Origin of the sequence: Burkholderia cenocepacia (assembly GCF_014211915.1) — a bacterium.
Taxonomy (GTDB): Bacteria; Pseudomonadota; Gammaproteobacteria; order Burkholderiales; family Burkholderiaceae; genus Burkholderia; species Burkholderia orbicola.
Genome location: NZ_CP060041.1, coordinates 623,119 through 643,077, shown reverse-complemented (window position 1 = coordinate 643,077; position 19,959 = coordinate 623,119). Strand labels below are relative to the sequence as shown.

The following is a 19,959-nucleotide window of genomic DNA, read 5'->3' as shown; positions in this document are numbered from 1 at the left end:
TCAGGGTTGAGCGACCTTCTCGGCTTCCATCTTGCGCAACACGAAGCGCTGGATCTTGCCGCTCGGGGTTTTCGGCAGCGCGTTGACGAAGTCGATCGCGCGCGGATAAGCGTGAGCGGACAGCCGCCGCTTCACGTGCTGACTCAATTCCTCGGCCAGTTCGGGCGTACCGTCGAAGCCTTTCGACAGGACGACGAACGCCTTCACGATCTCCGTGCGCTCCGGGTCGGGCACGCCGATCACGGCGGCCTCGCTGACGGCCGGATGCTCGATCAGCGCGCTCTCCACGTCGAACGGGCCGATCCGGTAGCCGGACGACGTGATCACGTCGTCCGCGCGGCCGATGAAGCTCACGGCGCCGTCCGGCTCCAGCTCCACGTTGTCGCCGGTCCGGTAATAGCCGCCCGCGATCGCCGGCGTGTCCTGCTGCCAGTAGCCGCGGAACCACAGCAGCGGCGAGCGCGCGATGTCGATCGCGAGGTTGCCGGGCTCGCCGGGACCGAGTTCGCGGCCCGCTTCGTCGAGCACCGCGACACGGTAGCCCGGCATCGCGAAGCCGGCCGAACCGACGTGCACCACGTGCGTGAGGCCGTGATGGTTGTTCACGACCATGCCCAGCTCGGTCTGGCCGTAGTGATCGTGGATCGGCGCCCCGAGCGCCGCGTGGAACCAGCGCACGACCTCCGGGTTCAACGGTTCGCCCGCGCTGCTCACCACGCGCAGCCGGCCCTTCACGCGCGCGGCCGCTTCCGTCCCGGCCGCCATCAGCATCCGGAATGCGGTCGGCGAACCCGCGAGGCTCGTGATGCCGAGCCGGTCGATCACATCGTACGTGCTGTCGACCGTGAAGCTGCCCTCGTACAGCGTCGTCGCATGACCGAGCAGCAGCGGGCCCGTGATCGCGTAATAGAGGCCGTACGCCCAGCCCGGATCGGCGATGTTCCAGAACCGGTCGCCGGCACGCAGGTCGACCGCTTCGCGCATATACGCGCCGAACGCGAGCAGCGCGTACAGCGGCACCGGCACGCCCTTCGGCAAGCCCGTCGTGCCCGACGTCGACATCATCATGAACAGGTCGGATCCCTTGCGCAGCACGGGTTCGAACGTATCGGAGTGCGCGTCGAGCGCCGTGCGGAAATCGATGTCGCGCACCGGCAGCGCCTCGCCTGCTTCGCGTACCGTCGCGACCAGCGGGCAATCGGCGATTTCGTCGAGCTTCGCGCGATTCGCGACGTTGGTCACGACGAGCCGCGCATCGCTCATGCGCAGCCGGTGCTCGATCGCCTTCGGGCCGAACGCGGTAAACAGCGGCTGGTACACGGCGCCCGCGCGCCACGTGCCGAGGATCGTCGCGACGAGCTCCGGCGTGCGCGGCAGCAGGCCGGCCACCACGTCGCCCGGCTTCACGCCCTGCGCGACGAGCAGGTTCGCGACCCGGGCCGACAACGCCTGCATTTGCGCGAACGTAAAGCGGTGGTGCTGCCCGCCGGCGTCGATCCAGTCGAGCGCGATCGCGTCCGCCTTCGCGTGCCGGTCGCAGCATTCGACACACGCGTTCAGGCCGCGCTCCAGGTCGCCGTCCAGTTGCGCGGCGGCGGTCTCGATACTGAAACGGGCCACGGCGTCGGCGTAGGCCGGCGCCGCCCGGGCGGTAGCTCCTTCAGGCATGCGTGTCTCCTGTGCGTTATAGCCGCCGACGCGCCAGAGGCGCGACGGGGATACATCGATAGTAGACAGCCCCAACATTGCAATCAATGACAAACGGAATCTAGAATCGTGATCGCTTTTGCCATGTCGGGAGGACGCAGAAAATGGGGCCGCAGATGATTTCGCCGGATTTCGTCGACGATGCGCTCGCGTGCCTGCGCCGGCGCGACCTGCCGACCGCGCCCGTGCTGCGTGCCGCCGGGCTGCCGGCCGCCGTGCACGAACCCGTCACGCCGCAGCAGTACGGCCGGCTGTGGCTCGCGATCGCCGGTGCGCTCGACGACGAATTCTTCGGGCTGGCCGCGCGCCCGATGCGGCGCGGCAGCTTCACGCTGCTGTGTCACGCGGTGCTGCACGCCGGCACGCTCGACAAGGCGCTGCGGCGCGCGCTGAAGTTCCTGCGTGTGGTGCTCGACGAGCCGCACGGCGAACTCGTGGTGGCCGACGGGCAGGCGCAGATCGTGCTGGCGCAATCGGGCGCGCCGTATCCGGCATTCGCGTACCGGACGTTCTGGCTGATCCTGCTCGGCGTCGCGTGCTGGCTGATCGGCCGGCGCATCCCGCTGCAGCGCATCGATTTCGCGTGCCCGAGCCTCGGCCAGCGCAGCGACTATCACCAGTTCTTCGGCGTCCCGGTGCATTTCGACCGGCCCGACAGTCGGCTCGCGTTCAACGCCGCGTACCTCGCGCTGCCGACGATCCGCTCGGAGCAGACACTGCGGACCTTCCTGCGCGGCGCACCCGGCAATCTCCTCGTGCGCTACCGGCACGACACAGGCTGGGTCGCGAAGACGCGCGCGCACCTGAAAGCGCTGCCGGCCGCCGAATGGCCCGACTTCGACACGCTGGCCGTGCGCCTCGACACGACGCCCGCGACGCTGCGGCGGCGTTTGCGCAGCGAAGGGCAAAGTTTCGCGGCGATCAAGGACGAATTACGCGGCGCGCTGGCCCAGTCGCTGCTGCGCGGGCACGCGCTCAGCGTCGCGGAGATCGCGGTCGAGCTCGGCTTCACCGAGCCGAGCGCGTTTCATCGCGCGTTCCGGAAATGGACAGGCACGAGCCCCGGTGCGTTTCGGCGCGACGTGCATGCGGCGAAGGCGGAGTCTTGACTGGCTAGGTGGATGCGGAGCGTCTCGTCATGTGCGGTCGATACGCGCCAGTCCTGTTTCTTCCGCATTCCGGTGCGAATCTGCGCGGCGTTCACCGCACCGCGGAGCCGACACGACGTTGCGCCGCGATCCGTCAGACCACATACTGGTCGGCCAGTCCGGACGAGGTTGCGTCGATGGTGAATGTCGATCAGGGCGCCGCTTCGATCTTCGGCGCGATCGGAACGGCCGTGTCGTTGCTGGCGGCGATTCCTTATGCGTTCGCGATCTATCGGCGCACCGTGCGCCCGCATCTGTTCACGTGGCTCGTGTGGTCGGTCGTCACGGCGATCGCGGCCGCCGGCCAGTTCGTCGCGGGCGCGGGCCCGTCCGCATGGTGCACGGCGGCGATTGCCGTCACGTGCTTTCTGACGCTGATCGCCAGCCTGTTTCGCGGCGAGCACGGCTGGACGGGCCTCGACTGGCTGTTCCTGTGTGCAGCACTGTCAGCCATTCCGCTGTGGATGCTGACCGACGATCCGACGGTGTCGATCTGCCTGGTCACGCTGATCGAGCTGGCCGGCCTCGGCCCGACCGTGCGCAAGACGCTCCGCGACCCGTGGAGCGAGAGCCTCGTCTATTTCGCGCTGTGCGTGCTCAAGTACGCGCTGGCGTTGCTGGCACTGAGCACGTGGAGTGTCGCGGTCGCGTTCTATCCGACCGTCAACCTGATCGCGTCGATCGGCATCTGCATGGTGATGCTGGTCCGGCGTCAGTCGCTGTCGAATGCGCGATAGGCCGAATTTGTCGCCCCGTGCCGCTTTCCCTCCGAAATGATGCGAGGCCTGACATGGATGCAATCCGTACCGTTATCGAACCCAGCGAAACCACGCTCCGCGCGGCGATGCTGGCCAACGACGTCGAAGCGCTCGACGCGCTGCTGGACGACGATCTGGTGTTCACAGTCCCGACCGGCCAGGTCATCTCGAAAGAGGACGACCTGGCCGCGCATCGCGTGAAGCTTTTGCGTCTCGACACACTCGACGTCATCGAAATGCGCGCATCCGCGGTCGACGAGATGATCCTCACCACGACGCGAGCGGCTCTTGCCGGCCGTTTCGACGGCGCGGCATTCACCGGCACGTTTGCCTATACACGCCTCTGGCGTCGATCGGGCGCCCACTGGCGCGTCGTCGCCGGACATGCGTCGCAGGTCATATAGCCGCGCCGGGCGTGTGCATTTGAATGGCATCGCGCAACGCTGTGGTGAGCGGGTCGGCTGTCGATCGGGCGATGAGACCGTACGATCCGGATGATGCACTCATGAAAACGCCGACCAAGGGGGTGTCCGCCATGACGAGAGCCGAAATGCACAAGCTATTTATCGTGCGTGCTGCGCGTGCCGCGGACGCGGACGAACTCACACGACTGGCACGCCTTTCGAAGGCGCACTGGGGCTATCCGAAGGAATGGCTGGACGTGTGGCAAGACGATCTCACGATCTCGCCGGAGACGATCGAAGGGGCGATCGGTTACGTCGCGGAATCAGGCGAGTCGATCATCGGATTCTGGATCCGAGCATCGTTGAATTCGGATCGGCCAACGCCCGGATGGCTGTTCGTTCATCCCGATCACATGGGTCAGGGCGTCGCCCGTGCGCTGTGGAAATCGGTTCGGACCGAGGCCGCCGCGAGAGGAATCAAGAGCTTTGTGATCGAAGCGGATCCCAATGCCGCGCCGTTCTATCTGACACTGGGGGCCGAAAAGATCGGCGAAAAGGAATCGAGCGCCATCCCGGGCAGATTTTTTCCGATCTTGCGGATCATGGTCTGATGGGTGAGGAGATCGCAGCAAGATGACTCCCTGCGTACAGTTGATCAGATTGGGCTACCGACCGAGGTAAGAGAGGTTGCGACAGGGAAATACGAGGTTCGATCAGTCCGGGAGCAGGTCTGATTTCTGAGATTTCAGCGGCCCGCTGCTTAGATGTGCTGCCGTGTAGCTATTCAGCACGAGGCGTGATCTACGTCGGGAATTTCCGCCGTTGAAAGTAAGCGCGCAGAAATGGGCGTCTAGCACTCAGCGATCTGAGCGTGCAGGCTATGTCCACTGATTTTCAGTGGACACCTTATGACAGAACAACATTCAGAAACGTCGGGCCTGAAGGTCGTCAGCGTTGGCATAGACGGTAAGCGTCGATTCGATCGGCATACCAAACGCCGACTCGTCGAGGCTTGCCTGGAGCCGGGAGCATCAGTCGCAGGACTCGCACTGCAGCACGGCGTTAATGCGAATCTCCTGCGCAAATGGATCAAGCTGCATCAGCAACGGCTCTCTGAGGATTCGACGCAGTCGTCGACCGCAGAGTCGGCATTCGTGCCGGTCGTTATGGTTAGCAGTGAACAGGCGCTCGTCGAGCACAATTCCGTCAGGTCTTCATCGTTGGCCGCGACCGCTAGTTCGCCAGCAAATGCAGCGGCCGCGTCGACGCTGACGGCGCAGATGCCCAACGGCATCACGCTTAAGCTCGAATGCGGCAAGAACGACGCAGCGCTTCTATCAGTGATGATCGAAACACTGGGACGGTGTGATGTTCCGGCTAAGCGATGAGCTGAAGGTCTATGTGCACCGGGACGCCGTTGACTTCCGTAAGAGCATCAACGGTCTTGCAGCCATAGTCGAGCAGTCGATGAAGCTCGATCCATTCGAGCAGGCCGTGTACGTATTCAGCAATCAGCGCCGCGATCGCATCAAGATGCTGCTGTGGGACCGTAACGGCTTCTGGCTGTTGATGAAGCGGCTCGAGCAGGATCGTTTCGTTTGGCCGCGTAAGGAAGCGGTGCTCAAGCTCAGAACCGAGCAACTGCATTGGCTGCTCGACGGCATCGATATTGAAGCGATGCGGGCGCACCCGACACGCTATTATCAGCGCGTGACGTGAAACGCGAGCCAGCATCGCTGGTCTAATCCGGCGATGCTGCCATCATCCTCATCTCCCACCGACGAACTGCAGGCGCTGCGCGCAGAACTCGCTGCCATGAAGAGCGAGTTGCGTGTGGTGACGGTCGAACGCGACTTGCTGCGCGAGAAGCTCAAGGCCTTTCAGCGGCAGTTGTTTGCCGCCAAGAGCGAAGTGCGCGGCGCCGAGCAACGCGACCTCTTCCTGAACGAAGCAGAGGCGGGCGCAACGGGATCTGAACCGGCGCAAGAGGCGCAAACGGAACAGAGCATCGAGGTTGGCGCACACGAGCGCAAGAAGCGTGGACGCAAACCGCTAGATCCGATGCTGCCTCGCGAGGTTGTGCGTCATGAATTGCCGGAATCAGAACGCGTTTGTGCACACGACGGGCATGCGCTCGTCGAGATCGGCGCCGAGATCAGTGAGCAGCTCGATATCGTGCCGCAGCAGGTTCGCGTCATTCAGCACCAACGAATCAAATACGCGTGTCCTTGCTGCGACCTCGGCATCAAGGTGACGCCGGCGCCGGCTCGCATCATTCCGAAGGGGTTACTCACTGAATCGGCGCTTGCATGGGTAGTCGTGAGCAAGTTCGCTGACGCTCTGCCGCTGTATCGAATCGCCGCGTTGCTACACCGTTTCGGCGGCGATCTCTCGCGTGGCACGCTGGCAGCCAGCGTGGTGCGCGTCGGTACCGCAGTGCAGCCGCTCATCAACTTGATGCGCGATCACTTGCTTGAGGCCGACATCGTCTACGGCGATGAGACAACGGTGCAGGTGCTGAAAGAGCCAGGCCGTGCCGCACAACGCAAGAGCTACATGTGGGCACAGATGAGCGGCACCGGCCCACCGGTTCGATTGTTCAGTTACAGCTCGACGCGCAGCGCGGCACAAGCCGCGGCGCTCTATGCTGGCATCAAGCCCGGCGCGGTGTTGATGACGGACGGCTATGAGCCGTACAACGATGTCGCCGACACTAACCAACTGGTGCATCTTGGCTGTTGGGCGCACGCACGTCGCTACATGATCGAGGCCGAGGAGAATCTCCCAAAGGCGCAACGTGGTCGCGACCATCCCGTCAGCGAATTCATTCGACTGATCGGGCAATTGTTTGCGATCGAATCGCGCTGCGAAGGGCTGACGCCAGAGAAACGGTTGCTGACGAGGCAACGCGACAGTCGTGCGATCCTTGGGCAAATCGAGGAACTGCTTCTGCGTCAGTTGCATGCAGTGTTGCCGCAAAGCGCCTTTGGCAAAGCGCTTCACTACATGCAGGGTCAATGGCCGAAGCTCATTCGCTATGTCGAGAACGGCGCTTGGCCGCTCTCGAACAACGCCTGCGAGAACGCGATCCGGCCATTCACCGTCGGGCGAAAAAACTGGCTCTTCTACGACACTGTCGCTGGAGCGAATGCTGCTGCCAACCTGTATTCGCTAATCGAAACGTGCAAGGCGAACGGCGTCGAACCGTACGGCTATCTCGTCGCGCTGTTCAAGGCACTGCCTCTCGCAAACACCGGCGACGACTACGAGGCGCTATTGCCTTGGCGCCTCATCCCCTCCGCAGACTGACGCACAGCCGGTCGCTGAGAGCAAGCCACGTGGCTTATTGCGCGCTTACCGTTGAAATGCAAAAACCCCCGCCTTGTCGGGCGGGGGTTTCTGGCTTGAGGGAGCCTGACGATTACCTACTTTCACACGGGAATCCGCACTATCATCGGCGTAGAGTCGTTTCACGGTCCTGTTCGGGATGGGAAGGGGTGGGACCGACTCGCTATGGTCATCAGGCAAAGGGGGTTGTTCTGCTGGCGTGGCCAACAGAACCAATCTTGGAAGAAGTAGTAATTAGGTTGTGTGTATCACACACGAGAATCCAACATGTCGCTCTGGATCTTGCGGCCAGTGCTTTCACACGGCGCCGATCTACAAGGCAGACTTGTTATAGGATCAAGCCTTACGGGCAATTAGTATCAGTTAGCTGAACGCATTACTGCGCTTACACACCTGACCTATCAACGTCCTGGTCTCGAACGACCCTTCAAGGGGATCTAGTCCCCAGGGATATCTCATCTTAAGGCGAGTTTCCCGCTTAGATGCTTTCAGCGGTTATCTCTTCCGAACATAGCTACCCGGCGATGCCACTGGCGTGACAACCGGTACACCAGAGGTTCGTCCACTCCGGTCCTCTCGTACTAGGAGCAGCCCCCTTCAAATATCCAACGCCCACGGCAGATAGGGACCAAACTGTCTCACGACGTTTTAAACCCAGCTCACGTACCTCTTTAAATGGCGAACAGCCATACCCTTGGGACCGGCTACAGCCCCAGGATGAGATGAGCCGACATCGAGGTGCCAAACACCGCCGTCGATATGAACTCTTGGGCGGTATCAGCCTGTTATCCCCAGAGTACCTTTTATCCGTTGAGCGATGGCCCTTCCATACAGAACCACCGGATCACTATGACCTGCTTTCGCACCTGCTCGACTTGTCGGTCTCGCAGTTAAGCACGCTTATGCCATTGCACTATCAGCACGATTTCCGACCGTACCTAGCGTACCTTCGTACTCCTCCGTTACGCTTTGGGAGGAGACCGCCCCAGTCAAACTGCCTACCATGCACTGTCCCCGACCCGGATCACGGGCCAAGGTTAGAACCTCAAACAAACCAGGGTGGTATTTCAAGGACGGCTCCACCGAAACTAGCGTTCCGGTTTCATAGCCTCCCACCTATCCTACACAGATCGGTTCAAAGTCCAATGCAAAGCTACAGTAAAGGTTCATGGGGTCTTTCCGTCTAGCCGCGGGTAGATTGCATCATCACAAACACTTCAACTTCGCTGAGTCTCGGGAGGAGACAGTGTGGCCATCGTTACGCCATTCGTGCAGGTCGGAACTTACCCGACAAGGAATTTCGCTACCTTAGGACCGTTATAGTTACGGCCGCCGTTTACCGGGACTTCAATCAAGAGCTTGCACCCCATCATTTAATCTTCCGGCACCGGGCAGGCGTCACACCCTATACGTCCACTTTCGTGTTTGCAGAGTGCTGTGTTTTTATTAAACAGTCGCAGCCACCAGTTTATTGCAACCCCTTCACCCTCCTGGCGCAGGCCAGTCAAGCTACAAGGGCGTACCTTATCCCGAAGTTACGGTACCAATTTGCCGAGTTCCTTCTCCCGAGTTCTCTCAAGCGCCTTAGAATACTCATCTCGCCCACCTGTGTCGGTTTGCGGTACGGTCATCGTTAGACTGAAGCTTAGAGGCTTTTCTTGGAACCACTTCCAATTGCTTCGCTCCCGAAGGAGCTCGCGCCACACCCTTGAATTGCGCGCCCGGATTTGCCTAAGCGCCTTCTCCAATGCAGCGACCGGGACTTCCAACACCCGGACAACCTTCCGCGATCCGTCCCCCCATCGCATCTAACAATGGTGCAGGAATATTGACCTGCTTCCCATCAGCTACGCATTTCTGCCTCGCCTTAGGGGCCGACTCACCCTACGCCGATGAACGTTGCGTAGGAAACCTTGGGCTTACGGCGAGGGGGCCTTTCACCCCCTTTATCGCTACTCATGTCAGCATTCGCACTTCCGATACCTCCAGCACCCTTTACAAGGCACCTTCGCAGGCTTACGGAACGCTCTCCTACCATGCGAGCAAGCTCGCATCCGCAGCTTCGGTATATAGCTTAGCCCCGTTACATCTTCCGCGCAGGACGACTCGATCAGTGAGCTATTACGCTTTCTTTAAAGGGTGGCTGCTTCTAAGCCAACCTCCTGACTGTTTTAGCCTTCCCACTTCGTTTCCCACTTAGCTATATTTGGGGACCTTAGCTGGCGGTCTGGGTTGTTTCCCTCTTGACACCGGACGTTAGCACCCGATGTCTGTCTCCCGTGATTGCACTCTTCGGTATTCGGAGTTTGCTATGGCGGGGTAATCTGCAATAGACCCCCCAACCATGACAGTGCTCTACCCCCGAAGGTGAGACACGAGGCACTACCTAAATAGTTTTCGGAGAGAACCAGCTATTTCCAGGTTTGTTTAGCCTTTCACCCCTATCCACAGCTCATCCCCTAACTTTTCAACGTTAGTGGGTTCGGACCTCCAGTACGTGTTACCGCACCTTCATCCTGGCCATGGATAGATCACCTGGTTTCGGGTCTACGCCCAGCAACTGAACGCCCTATTCGGACTCGCTTTCGCTACGCCTGCCCTATACGGTTAAGCTTGCTACTGAACGTAAGTCGCTGACCCATTATACAAAAGGTACGCCGTCACCCCTTGCGAGGCTCCGACTGTTTGTATGCATGCGGTTTCAGGATCTATTTCACTCCCCTCCCGGGGTTCTTTTCGCCTTTCCCTCACGGTACTGGTTCACTATCGGTCGATCACGAGTATTTAGCCTTGGAGGATGGTCCCCCCATCTTCAGACAGGATTTCACGTGTCCCGCCCTACTTGTCGCACACCTAGTTCTTTCATACTGTTTTCGCCTACAGGGCTATCACCTGCTATGGCCGCACTTTCCAGAGCGTTCGGCTAACAATACAAATAAAGAGTGCAAGGCTCATCCCATTTCGCTCGCCACTACTTTGGGAATCTCGGTTGATTTCTTTTCCTGCGGTTACTTAGATGTTTCAGTTCACCGCGTTCGCTTCACTAGACCTATGTATTCAGTCTAGGATGACCCAAAAGGGCCGGGTTTCCCCATTCGGACATCTACGGATCAAAGCTCGTTTGCCAGCTCCCCGTAGCTTTTCGCAGGCTACCGCGTCCTTCATCGCCTGTGATCGCCAAGGCATCCACCACATGCACTTGTTCGCTTGACCCTATAACGAGTCTGTCTCATCGACAGTCGCTACAGGTTGAGTTCTCGCGTTGTGCCGTATTCCAATTTAAGTCGAACATAGAGTTCGAATCATCTTGAGATACATCGATACAATCACAACCCGGATAACTTCCACGTCCATCTCGAGACGCTTCCGCTATCCAAATTACTTACTTCTTCCAGATTGTTAAAGAACGACAGCCGATATCTGTTGATATCCTCTGACTGGCTCAATCGCCAATGCAAAATTCTCGGTTCAGTGTCTGAACCAAGCCCTTAGCGTTGGTGATTGGTGGAGGCAGACGGGATCGAACCGACGACCCCCTGCTTGCAAAGCAGGTGCTCTCCCAGCTGAGCTATGCCCCCATGTACAGAATTCCTCAGGTGTGTACCGCCACACAAGACGGTGGTGGGTCTGGTTGGATTCGAACCAACGACCCCCGCCTTATCAAGACGGTGCTCTAACCGACTGAGCTACAGACCCCTGAGTCTGTCTTTAATTTACAGCCGATAAGCGTGAGCGCTCAACTTTGCGAGAAGCTCTGGAAAGGAGGTGATCCAGCCGCACCTTCCGATACGGCTACCTTGTTACGACTTCACCCCAGTCATGAATCCTACCGTGGTGACCGTCCTCCTTGCGGTTAGACTAGCCACTTCTGGTAAAACCCACTCCCATGGTGTGACGGGCGGTGTGTACAAGACCCGGGAACGTATTCACCGCGGCATGCTGATCCGCGATTACTAGCGATTCCAGCTTCATGCACTCGAGTTGCAGAGTGCAATCCGGACTACGATCGGTTTTCTGGGATTAGCTCCCCCTCGCGGGTTGGCAACCCTCTGTTCCGACCATTGTATGACGTGTGAAGCCCTACCCATAAGGGCCATGAGGACTTGACGTCATCCCCACCTTCCTCCGGTTTGTCACCGGCAGTCTCCTTAGAGTGCTCTTGCGTAGCAACTAAGGACAAGGGTTGCGCTCGTTGCGGGACTTAACCCAACATCTCACGACACGAGCTGACGACAGCCATGCAGCACCTGTGCGCCGGTTCTCTTTCGAGCACTCCCACCTCTCAGCAGGATTCCGACCATGTCAAGGGTAGGTAAGGTTTTTCGCGTTGCATCGAATTAATCCACATCATCCACCGCTTGTGCGGGTCCCCGTCAATTCCTTTGAGTTTTAATCTTGCGACCGTACTCCCCAGGCGGTCAACTTCACGCGTTAGCTACGTTACTAAGGAAATGAATCCCCAACAACTAGTTGACATCGTTTAGGGCGTGGACTACCAGGGTATCTAATCCTGTTTGCTCCCCACGCTTTCGTGCATGAGCGTCAGTATTGGCCCAGGGGGCTGCCTTCGCCATCGGTATTCCTCCACATCTCTACGCATTTCACTGCTACACGTGGAATTCTACCCCCCTCTGCCATACTCTAGCCTGCCAGTCACCAATGCAGTTCCCAGGTTGAGCCCGGGGATTTCACATCGGTCTTAGCAAACCGCCTGCGCACGCTTTACGCCCAGTAATTCCGATTAACGCTCGCACCCTACGTATTACCGCGGCTGCTGGCACGTAGTTAGCCGGTGCTTATTCTTCCGGTACCGTCATCCCCCGACTGTATTAGAGCCAAGGATTTCTTTCCGGACAAAAGTGCTTTACAACCCGAAGGCCTTCTTCACACACGCGGCATTGCTGGATCAGGCTTTCGCCCATTGTCCAAAATTCCCCACTGCTGCCTCCCGTAGGAGTCTGGGCCGTGTCTCAGTCCCAGTGTGGCTGGTCGTCCTCTCAGACCAGCTACTGATCGTCGCCTTGGTAGGCCTTTACCCCACCAACTAGCTAATCAGCCATCGGCCAACCCTATAGCGCGAGGCCCGAAGGTCCCCCGCTTTCATCCGTAGATCGTATGCGGTATTAATCCGGCTTTCGCCGGGCTATCCCCCACTACAGGACATGTTCCGATGTATTACTCACCCGTTCGCCACTCGCCACCAGGTGCAAGCACCCGTGCTGCCGTTCGACTTGCATGTGTAAGGCATGCCGCCAGCGTTCAATCTGAGCCAGGATCAAACTCTTCAGTTCAAACCTGTTACTGTTTTCGGTTCAGTTAAGAACCGGTCGCTCACTCAAAGCTGACAGGAATATGAATCACTTCATAAACCTGACTTACTTTAGTGTGAGACTCTTGATACTTTCGCTATCTGATCCGAGGATCAGCTCGCTGCCATCAAGCGCCCACACTTATCGGCTGTTAATTTTTAAAGAGCGTTTCTGCGAGGAATCTCGAACCCCTCAGCAGCGCTGCGTTTTCAGCAGCAGAGAAGCGAGATTATGAACCGTGTTTCGCAGCTCGTCAACAACTTTCTGAACGACTTCGTTGCGACCGCGGGGCTCAACTTCCGTACCGCCGAGGCTCGCTACCGCCGAGGCTCAACAGCACTGCTTCCCTTCCTTCCGCGCTGCGTTTCCGTTAGCGCGAAAGAGGCGTGATTCTAAGCACCCGCCCCCATCCATGCAAGCGCTTTGTGAAGAAAGTTTGAAAAGGCCTCCGTGCGCTGCCGCGCACGGAAGTTTTGCGCTCGACGGGCGGTAAAACGCAACACGCGCCGCCCTCCAAAGATATGACGAACACGTCTCTTCCCTCCCATATATAGGAGGGCGCGGAACCGGCAAGGAACCCGGCGCGGTCGAGTATCATGCCGCGACCGAACCACGCACTCATATCGATGATGGACAGCACGACTCAACCCGGCGACGCCGACCTTCGCGACGAATATGCCGCACTGCGCGAGCGCGCAATCCTGCTGGAACAACAGGTGCCGCCGCTTCTGCAACGCATCTCGGACATGTTGCCGCGCATCAGCGGCGAATCCGAACTGGCGGACACGCATCGCGAGCGGCTCGTCGGCGCACGCAATGCGGCGCTGGTCTCGATCGAAAACTATCAGCAAGCAATTCCATTCCTGCAGACGGCCGACTCGATCATCGAGCAACTGGACAAGACGCCCGAGCGCGACGAAGACATCGAGTGGCGGGAATCGCTGCTGCAACGGCTGGACGAGTTGATCGACGTCGCGGTCGTGATGATCGACGATGCGGACAGCTACTTCGAGCAAGCACAAGCCTGCGACCTGTCCAGCGTGCCGACATCCATCCTCGAGGATTGAACCGGCTCGACCGGAACCGCGCGGTGCACCGGACTCACGTCGTGCCCGCCGACAACCGTTAGCTGCTTCCCCTGCATCGCCGGGCCTGCCGCCGGTTCCCGCACGAAGCGACCACCGTGCGACCGTCACCCCGCGCGGAGCCGCACGTCGCCGCTACGACGCATCCAGCACGATCGTCTCGCGCATCATCGGCACGCGGATGTATCCGCCCGCCGCATCGCCGTACGCATGCGCGTTCCCGTCGATTACGTATTGCGCCGTCAATGCGCACAGGGTCGCATCGCGCGCATCGACGGAGCGCAGCGTCGATACGTCGATGCCCAGCCGCTCCAGCAGTTGCCGGCGCTGGTTGCGCTTCTGCTTCGCCGACGCCACGGCCTTGCCCAGCATCGCGCAGGTAATCGCATAAGGATAGGTTTCGAAACTCGCCCGCCCACCCGCGTAGTGCGCGTCGGTCAATAACGGATAAGCGTCCGCGAGCGCGCGGTAGACGCGCTCCCCCATGAACATCCAGTCGAAGAAGCCCGACGTGCTCGCGACGGCCTGCTCCCGCGACGGGGTCGGGAAGCACGAGATCCGTTCGCGCGCGAGCGCCTGCTCGGCCGCGCGGCGGCCGCTCCCGGTCCACCACAGGCTCGGTGCGTCGACGCCGACGGCGACGACATCATGGGAGAGACACAGTGCGGGCAGCGACTCGGGCGCGATCCGCGCTTCCCGGCAGACGACCGTCGAGCCACGCAGGATCACGAGATCGCACAGCTTCCTGTCGCCGCCGACGTCGACACCCGCCACGGCAGCGGGTTGTCGTGCGGCGAATCGGGCCGAGCACATGCGCGTGCGTCAGTCCGCCGGCCGCGCGGCGTACGCGGTGTCGAAGATCGCCTCGAGACCGGGATGGACGCCGCGCATCGGGTCGACGACCGACTTCGCCCAGTCGAAGTACGCCTGCTTGCGTTCGAGCGGCCAGTCCGCGGGCGGATGCCGGGCGATGTCGCGCAGGTTGCAAATCTTGTCGGCCAGCTTCACGAGCTTCGCGCGCCGGCTGATGGTGGCCGCGTGCTCGACCTGCAGACGCTTGCGCTCCTCCTTCGGCAGCGACTTGTCGTCGGTGACTTCCATCACGATGTCCGCCACGTCCTTGCCGAACAGCCGCAGCAACTCCTGCTCGGTCGTCTCCGTATCCTCGACCGTGTCGTGCAACACGGCCGCGACGATCACGCGTTCGTCCTCGACGCCGGCCTCGTTGGCCAGCACGTCGGCGAGCGCGATCGGATGATTGATGTACGGCGACGCCTCTTCATCCTTGCGCCGCTGATTGCGATGCTTGTCCGCCGCGAACGCAATCGCGGCTACCAGCTTCTTCATATTCCCCCCTCGTGTGGCCAGACCCGCGGCCATGGAACCGGCCGCGTGCGTTTCGGAACTGCTCATACTACCTGTACGCGATGACCCTTCCCGTGCGCCGGCATCCCGGCGTACCCCGTGTCACGCGCCGGCCGGCGCGCGCTGCAACTCGACCACGTTGACCCGCGCGCCGAATACATCCCTCACGAGCGGCAGCAGGTGGTCGTGGTGCGTCAGGAACAGCACCTGCGTGCGCGTCGACAGATCGCGCAACGCATCGAGCCCGGCCTTCGCGCGCGCATCGTCGAAATTGATGAACAGGTCGTCGGCGACGAACGGCAGCGCCGTGCGGCTGCCGAGCTGCAACTCCAGCGCCGCGATCCGCAGCGCGAGGAACAGCTGATCGCGGGTCCCTTCGCTGAGCCCCGCGACCTCGACCGACTTTCCCCTCGTGCGCCGCGCATACAGCGCGGGCGGCGTCCGTTCGGTGTCGACGGTCAGCTTCGCGAATTCGCCCAGCGTGAGCCCGGCGAAAATCTCGCCCGCGCGCCGCAGCATCGGCCCCTGCTTCTGGTCGCGGTAGCGATCCGTCGCCCACTTCAGCAAGCGGCTCGCGGTGGCCGCCTCCAGATACTGCTCGGCCGCGTCGCCCATCGCCGCCAGCGCCTCCTGCCGTTTCGCCTCGGCGACGGCCGCGTTCGCCTGGCCGTCGATCGCGCCGAACGCCTGGTCGGCCACGACCTGCTGCTGCGACAGCTCGTTCAGCCGCTTGCCGATATCGGCGAGCGACTGCTTCACCGCTTCGAGCTGCGCCGGCACGTCGGCGATGTCCTGTTCCGCCACCTCGGCCTCGACGGCGGACCGGGACAGCCCGTCGCCGTCGCGCACCAGCGCCTCGTGCGCGGCGTCGACCGCCTGTCGAAGCTGGCGCTGCCGATCCGAGCGCTCGGCCAGCGGCAGCGCCGCGTCGATCGACGCGACGCCGGCCAGTTGCAGCAGCGGCTGGATGCGCGCGTCGGCGCCGGCCACTGCGGCAGCCGCGTCCGCGACCTTGCCGTCGGCGTGCCGCACGGCCTCGTCGGCACGATCGATCGCTCGGGCGATTTCCCGGGCGGCCGCGAGACGCATCGTCAGCCGGCGCGCCACGTCCAGCCAGTCGCCGCTCGCCAGCCATTCCGGCGCGAGCGCTTCGGCAAGCCGCCGCGCGCCGGCCTCGAGCGCGTTCAGCTCCGCGCGGATCGTCGCAATCCGGTTGCGTGGCGCGTCGGCCTCGGCCAGTTCGGCCGTCACCGTATTCGCAAGCCCGAGCGCGCCTTCCGCCGCGGCCAGCGTCGTCGCGCTCGCGGGCAGTTTCGCGTCGGCCAGCGCGTCGCGCCATTGCGCTTGCCACGCGTCGTAAGCCGTTTGCGCATGATCGGCCCGCGACTGCGCGGTCGCGCAGCCGCGTTCGGCTTCGCGAGCACGATCGTCGAGACTGTCCTTCTGTGCGGCCGCTTTCTCGGCCGACTGGACAAACGTCTCGGCGACGGCGACGAGCGCGGCCAACCCGTCCGCCTCGCCGCCTCGCGATACCGTCAGCAGCGCCGCCCGCAACGCGGCTTCCGCGCCGGCCCGCGTAGCCCGCATCGTGTCGAATTCGCGGCGCAGACGATCGAGATCGGCCTGCGCGGCGAACACCGTGTCGCGCTTCGCGAGCCAGTCGCCCATCGCCGCCAGCGGCATGCCGGGCACCGCGGCCGCCGTCGCGAGCGCAGCCCACGCGTCGCGATGGGCGGCGAGCTCGCGCTCGCGTTCGTCCAGCGCGGCTTGTCGGCGCGTCACGCCTGCACGCGCGGATTCGACCTGTTGACGCAGCGATTGCAGCGTCGCCGCGGCCTGGGTCGCGCCGAGCTGCGCATCGACGAGTTCGTCGGCGAGGCGAATCGCGTCGTCGAGCGCCGGTGCGCCCGTGGCGAGATCGACGGCGCCGCTGCGAATCTCGCCCCACGCGCCGTCGCGCCGCGCACGCGCCGCCAGCACGTCGGCGGTCGTGACGACCTTGTGGTTCTCCGCGAAATGCTTCTCCTGCAGTTCGAGCCGCTCGAGCTCTTCGAGTGCGCCATCCCGCGCGTCGCGCGCGGCAGCGGCCGCGCTGGCACGCTCGCTGTCTTCCTTGAGCAGCGCACCGAGCCGCGCGGCCGACGGCACGTCGAGCGCACGCAGCGCATCGACCGGCATGCGCCACTGGCCGAGCGCGTCGAGCGCGCCGGACAGCGTGCGTTCGGCCGCCGCGATTTCGTGCGCCAGCGCCTGCTCGCGCGCGCCGCTGTTGCGAAAGCCTTGCGCATCGGCCAGCGCCGCGCGCAACGCTTCCGGCACGTCGACGGTCGACAGGCGCGCCTGTTGTTCGCGGACCTGCGCCAGCTCGCGCGTGCGCTCGTCGAGCGATTCGCGTGCGCCGGCAAGCGCCTGGTGCAGCAGGCCGTGCTCACGCAGCAGGTTCGCGACCGTCTTCAACGACAGCGCCGTCGGCAACACGGCGCGCAGCGACGCTTCGTCCGTCGGCCAGCCGAGCTGCGCGGCCGCCGACGACGCGGCTACCAGGTGCCGCTCGACGTCCGCGCCGAGCAGCAGCAGATCCTGCGCGTGATTCATGCATGCGCCGCGCAGCCGATCGAGCGCTTCGATATCGGCTTCAAGCGCCAGCGTGTCGGCGTCCGCGGCGATCGCATCGCGCGCCTGCCGCTTCGCGAACAGATCGGCACGCCGCTCCTCGAGCACCTTCTGTTCGGCCGCGAGATCGCCCTGCGCCTTCAGCAGATCCGCGTACGCGGTCGGCGGCAACTCGACGACCGCGCCCAGTTCGGCCAGCGCCGCGTCCTTGACCGTCAGTTCCTTCAGGTACGGCGCAAGCCGCCGCACGCGTTCGAGCTTCGAGCGCAGCGCTTCGAGCCGGCGCTGTTCCGCGCGCGCCTGCTCGATCTGCTGCTCGACCGCTTCGCGCGCGTCCTTGCGATCGACCCAGTCGCGCGTACGCACCTGGACCGTCTTCAGTTCGGTGACGGCTTCGTTGAATGCCGTTTCGGCCAGCGCGAACGCGCTGCCGCTGCGACGCGGCGCCCACAATTCGAGCGCGCGCGCGTCGAGTTCCTCGCGCACCGGCCCCAGGCTGCCGACCCCGGCAGCCGATTCGAACAGCACCTGGCCGAGCTTGTCCGATGCGTCGAGAATGCTGCGGCCGCCATCGACCAGCCGCCCGTGATCGAGCCCGAACATCTGCTCGAAGAACTCGCGCGTCGCGCCGTCGAGGATGGTTGCCAGATAGTCGTCGGGCAGCTTGTCGTCGGCGGGCGTGCGCAACGGGCTGCGCCCGCGCGCACGGTGGAACGCGAGTTCGCCCGTGCCGCTCTCCAGCACGCCGCCGATCCGCAACTCGGGCGTGCTGTGCAGGAAATCGAGCGGCGTCTGCAGCTTCATCCCGAACAGCAATTCGGACACGGCCGTGCGGATCGTCGACTTGCCGGCCTCGTTCGGCCCGACGATCACATGAAAATCCTCGCTGGCCGACGGGAACCGCAGCGTCTCGTCGGTGAACTTGCCGTACTTGATCAGATCGAGCTGACTGATGCGCATCGCTTACTCCCCCTCGCCAGCCGCGCGAGCAGCGCGGGCCCGACCTGCTCGACCAGCGCGGTCAGCTCGCCGGCGCGGGCCATCGTCAGCAACGGCACCTCCTCCTTCACGTCGCTGCGGACCTTGCCGACGAACGGCTTCAGGTCGCGTTCGAGCAGCGCGAGGAAATCCGGATCGTGTGCGGCGTCGGCCAGGATCTGCTTCAGGTCCTCCAGCGCTTCAAGTTGCTCGCTCTCACCCTGCTGATGATCGGCCGCGGACGTCGCGAGCCGGACCTTCTCGAGCCACAGCCGCTCATTGCCGATGATGCCGATCTGGTTCAGCACCTCCGCACGCAACTGCGGCGCGCGGCCGAAAAAGAGGCCGTGCGCGGGGGTGCGCCCGGTAACGGTGACGCGCACCGCGCGCGGCACGTGGCCGTCGACGGTCAACAGCGCCTCCAGCGACTGGCCGATCTTTCTCGACAGATCGGCCACCGACACGCAATCGGACGCGTCGACCGACACGGCTTCCCAGCGCAGCACGTCGAGATACAGGCGCTCGACCTGCGTCTTGCCTTGCTCGACCGTCACGAGCACCGCGCCGCGCCGGCCCGTCTCGCGGATATGGCGTCCCTGCAGATTGCCGGGAAACACGACGGTGGACGGGCCTGTCCATTGCTGGAATTCATGCACGTGGCCGAGCGCCCAGTAGTCGTAGCCTTTCGCATGCAGTTCGGCCAGCGTGCACGGTGCATAGTTCGCATGCGCCGCATACCCTTCGAGCGCCGTATGCAGCACGCCGATGTTGTAGTACCCGGGCACCGGGTCCGGATAGCCGATCGCGAGGTTGTCGACGACGGCCTTGTCCTTGAAGCTCTGCCCGTGCAGCGCGACGTCGAATTCCGGCAGGCGGACGGTCTCCGGCTTGCGGTGGCCGAACACGGTGACGTTGTCGGGCAGCGTCAGCTTCTTCGTCATCTCGCTTTCGGCATCGTGGTTGCCGCCGAGCACGAACGCACGGATGCCGGCCCGGCGCAACCGCCCCATCTGCTGGCCGAAGAAGATGCCCGTGTTGTGATCCTTCCAGTCGCCGTCGTACAGGTCGCCCGCGATCACGAGGAACGCGACTTCCTCTTCGATCGCACGATCCACGAGTTGCCGCAGCGCCTCGCGCGACGCGTTGCGCAACTGCGCGGCCGGCGCGTCGGGATACGCGCTCAGGCCGTGCAACGGGCTGTCAAGGTGAATGTCTGCCGCGTGGATGAACTTCACGAAGGTTCC

General features: G+C 62.6%; 13 protein-coding genes, 2 tRNA genes and 3 rRNA genes. 8 read left to right on the top strand and 10 right to left on the bottom strand.

All coding sequences use genetic code 11. The features are described 5' to 3' along the window. A complete protein-coding gene (locus SY91_RS32105) occupies positions 1 to 1,668 on the bottom strand; it encodes an acyl-CoA synthetase (RefSeq protein ID WP_185921443.1) in 1,668 nt (555 codons plus the stop codon). A gap of 143 nt (positions 1,669 to 1,811) precedes the next feature. Here SY91_RS32105 and SY91_RS32100 point away from each other — a divergent pair, with 143 nt between their 5' ends. From SY91_RS32100 to tnpC, 7 genes are all read left to right on the top strand, one after another. After that, positions 1,812 to 2,816 carry an AraC family transcriptional regulator gene (locus SY91_RS32100; RefSeq protein WP_124478061.1) on the top strand — a complete coding sequence of 335 codons (1,005 nt, stop codon included), beginning with the start codon at positions 1,812 to 1,814 and terminating at the stop codon, positions 2,814 to 2,816. A 176-nt stretch (positions 2,817 to 2,992) separates the two neighbouring features. Next, complete coding sequence (locus SY91_RS32095; RefSeq protein ID WP_034175574.1) at positions 2,993 to 3,592, top strand: hypothetical protein; 600 nt, start codon at positions 2,993 to 2,995, stop codon at positions 3,590 to 3,592. 53 nt (positions 3,593 to 3,645) lie between these two features. Beyond that, positions 3,646 to 4,017, top strand: a complete 372-nt coding sequence (locus tag SY91_RS32090) for a nuclear transport factor 2 family protein (protein WP_124478062.1) — start codon at positions 3,646 to 3,648, stop codon at positions 4,015 to 4,017. Between the two features lie 131 nt (positions 4,018 to 4,148). Then, positions 4,149 to 4,628 carry a GNAT family N-acetyltransferase gene (locus tag SY91_RS32085; protein WP_124478066.1) on the top strand — a complete coding sequence of 160 codons (480 nt, stop codon included), beginning with the start codon at positions 4,149 to 4,151 and terminating at the stop codon, positions 4,626 to 4,628. Between the two features lie 297 nt (positions 4,629 to 4,925). Beyond that, a complete protein-coding gene (gene tnpA / locus SY91_RS32080) occupies positions 4,926 to 5,405 on the top strand; it encodes an IS66-like element accessory protein TnpA (protein ID WP_011695105.1) in 480 nt (159 codons plus the stop codon). Next, on the top strand, positions 5,386 to 5,736 hold the full coding sequence (gene tnpB, locus SY91_RS32075) for an IS66 family insertion sequence element accessory protein TnpB (RefSeq protein WP_011695106.1): 351 nt from the start codon (positions 5,386 to 5,388) through the stop codon (positions 5,734 to 5,736). Before tnpA ends, tnpB begins: the two co-directional genes overlap by 20 nt. 33 nt (positions 5,737 to 5,769) lie before the next feature. Further along, positions 5,770 to 7,326, top strand: a complete 1,557-nt coding sequence (gene tnpC, locus SY91_RS32070; protein ID WP_011695107.1) for an IS66 family transposase — start codon at positions 5,770 to 5,772, stop codon at positions 7,324 to 7,326. Positions 7,327 to 7,429: 103 nt separating this feature from the next. On the opposite strand, the gene rrf is transcribed toward tnpC, so the two are convergent. The 5 genes from rrf to SY91_RS32045 all read right to left on the bottom strand — a co-directional run bounded on the left by rrf (position 7,430) and on the right by SY91_RS32045 (position 12,656). Further along, a 5S ribosomal RNA gene (gene rrf / locus SY91_RS32065) occupies positions 7,430 to 7,542 on the bottom strand. 155 nt (positions 7,543 to 7,697) lie between these two features. After that, positions 7,698 to 10,578: ribosomal RNA gene (locus SY91_RS32060) — 23S ribosomal RNA — on the bottom strand. Positions 10,579 to 10,867: 289 nt separating this feature from the next. Continuing rightward, a tRNA-Ala gene (locus SY91_RS32055) sits at positions 10,868 to 10,943 on the bottom strand. Between the two features lie 41 nt (positions 10,944 to 10,984). Next, positions 10,985 to 11,061: transfer RNA gene (locus SY91_RS32050), tRNA-Ile, on the bottom strand. A 62-nt stretch (positions 11,062 to 11,123) separates the two neighbouring features. Continuing rightward, a 16S ribosomal RNA gene (locus SY91_RS32045) occupies positions 11,124 to 12,656 on the bottom strand. Together the 16S, 23S and 5S rRNA genes with 2 tRNA genes alongside form the textbook arrangement of a ribosomal RNA operon. A gap of 614 nt (positions 12,657 to 13,270) precedes the next feature. Between SY91_RS32045 and SY91_RS32040 the strand changes: the two genes are divergently transcribed. Further along, positions 13,271 to 13,741 carry a hypothetical protein gene (locus SY91_RS32040; protein ID WP_011549388.1) on the top strand — a complete coding sequence of 157 codons (471 nt, stop codon included), beginning with the start codon at positions 13,271 to 13,273 and terminating at the stop codon, positions 13,739 to 13,741. 153 nt (positions 13,742 to 13,894) lie between these two features. Here SY91_RS32040 and SY91_RS32035 read toward each other — a convergent pair whose 3' ends face one another. From SY91_RS32035 to SY91_RS32020, 4 genes are all read right to left on the bottom strand, one after another. Beyond that, the gene (locus tag SY91_RS32035) at positions 13,895 to 14,572 is read right to left on the bottom strand and encodes a DUF429 domain-containing protein (protein ID WP_043888527.1); all 678 of its coding nucleotides are present in this window, start codon (positions 14,570 to 14,572) and stop codon (positions 13,895 to 13,897) included. 9 nt (positions 14,573 to 14,581) lie between these two features. Further along, a complete protein-coding gene (locus SY91_RS32030; RefSeq protein ID WP_006489846.1) occupies positions 14,582 to 15,106 on the bottom strand; it encodes an HD domain-containing protein in 525 nt (174 codons plus the stop codon). A gap of 120 nt (positions 15,107 to 15,226) precedes the next feature. After that, on the bottom strand, positions 15,227 to 18,697 hold the full coding sequence (locus SY91_RS32025) for an ATP-binding protein (protein ID WP_185921442.1): 3,471 nt from the start codon (positions 18,695 to 18,697) through the stop codon (positions 15,227 to 15,229). Then, a complete protein-coding gene (locus SY91_RS32020) occupies positions 18,673 to 19,950 on the bottom strand; it encodes an exonuclease SbcCD subunit D (RefSeq protein ID WP_185921441.1) in 1,278 nt (425 codons plus the stop codon). Before SY91_RS32020 ends, SY91_RS32025 begins: the two co-directional genes overlap by 25 nt. Between the last annotated feature and the right edge of the window lie 9 nt (positions 19,951 to 19,959).

Coding starts and splice junctions, on each gene's coding strand:
- SY91_RS32040 (WP_011549388.1), top strand. CDS start 13,271: ATGCCGCGACCGAACCACGCACTCATATCGATGATGGACAGCACGACT.
- tnpA (WP_011695105.1), top strand. CDS start 4,926: ATGACAGAACAACATTCAGAAACGTCGGGCCTGAAGGTCGTCAGCGTT.
- SY91_RS32105 (WP_185921443.1), bottom strand. CDS start 1,668: ATGCCTGAAGGAGCTACCGCCCGGGCGGCGCCGGCCTACGCCGACGCC.
- SY91_RS32100 (WP_124478061.1), top strand. CDS start 1,812: ATGGGGCCGCAGATGATTTCGCCGGATTTCGTCGACGATGCGCTCGCG.
- SY91_RS32095 (WP_034175574.1), top strand. CDS start 2,993: ATGGTGAATGTCGATCAGGGCGCCGCTTCGATCTTCGGCGCGATCGGA.
- SY91_RS32090 (WP_124478062.1), top strand. CDS start 3,646: ATGGATGCAATCCGTACCGTTATCGAACCCAGCGAAACCACGCTCCGC.
- SY91_RS32030 (WP_006489846.1), bottom strand. CDS start 15,106: ATGAAGAAGCTGGTAGCCGCGATTGCGTTCGCGGCGGACAAGCATCGC.
- tnpC (WP_011695107.1), top strand. CDS start 5,770: ATGCTGCCATCATCCTCATCTCCCACCGACGAACTGCAGGCGCTGCGC.
- tnpB (WP_011695106.1), top strand. CDS start 5,386: ATGTTCCGGCTAAGCGATGAGCTGAAGGTCTATGTGCACCGGGACGCC.
- SY91_RS32035 (WP_043888527.1), bottom strand. CDS start 14,572: ATGTGCTCGGCCCGATTCGCCGCACGACAACCCGCTGCCGTGGCGGGT.
- SY91_RS32085 (WP_124478066.1), top strand. CDS start 4,149: ATGACGAGAGCCGAAATGCACAAGCTATTTATCGTGCGTGCTGCGCGT.
- SY91_RS32025 (WP_185921442.1), bottom strand. CDS start 18,697: ATGCGCATCAGTCAGCTCGATCTGATCAAGTACGGCAAGTTCACCGAC.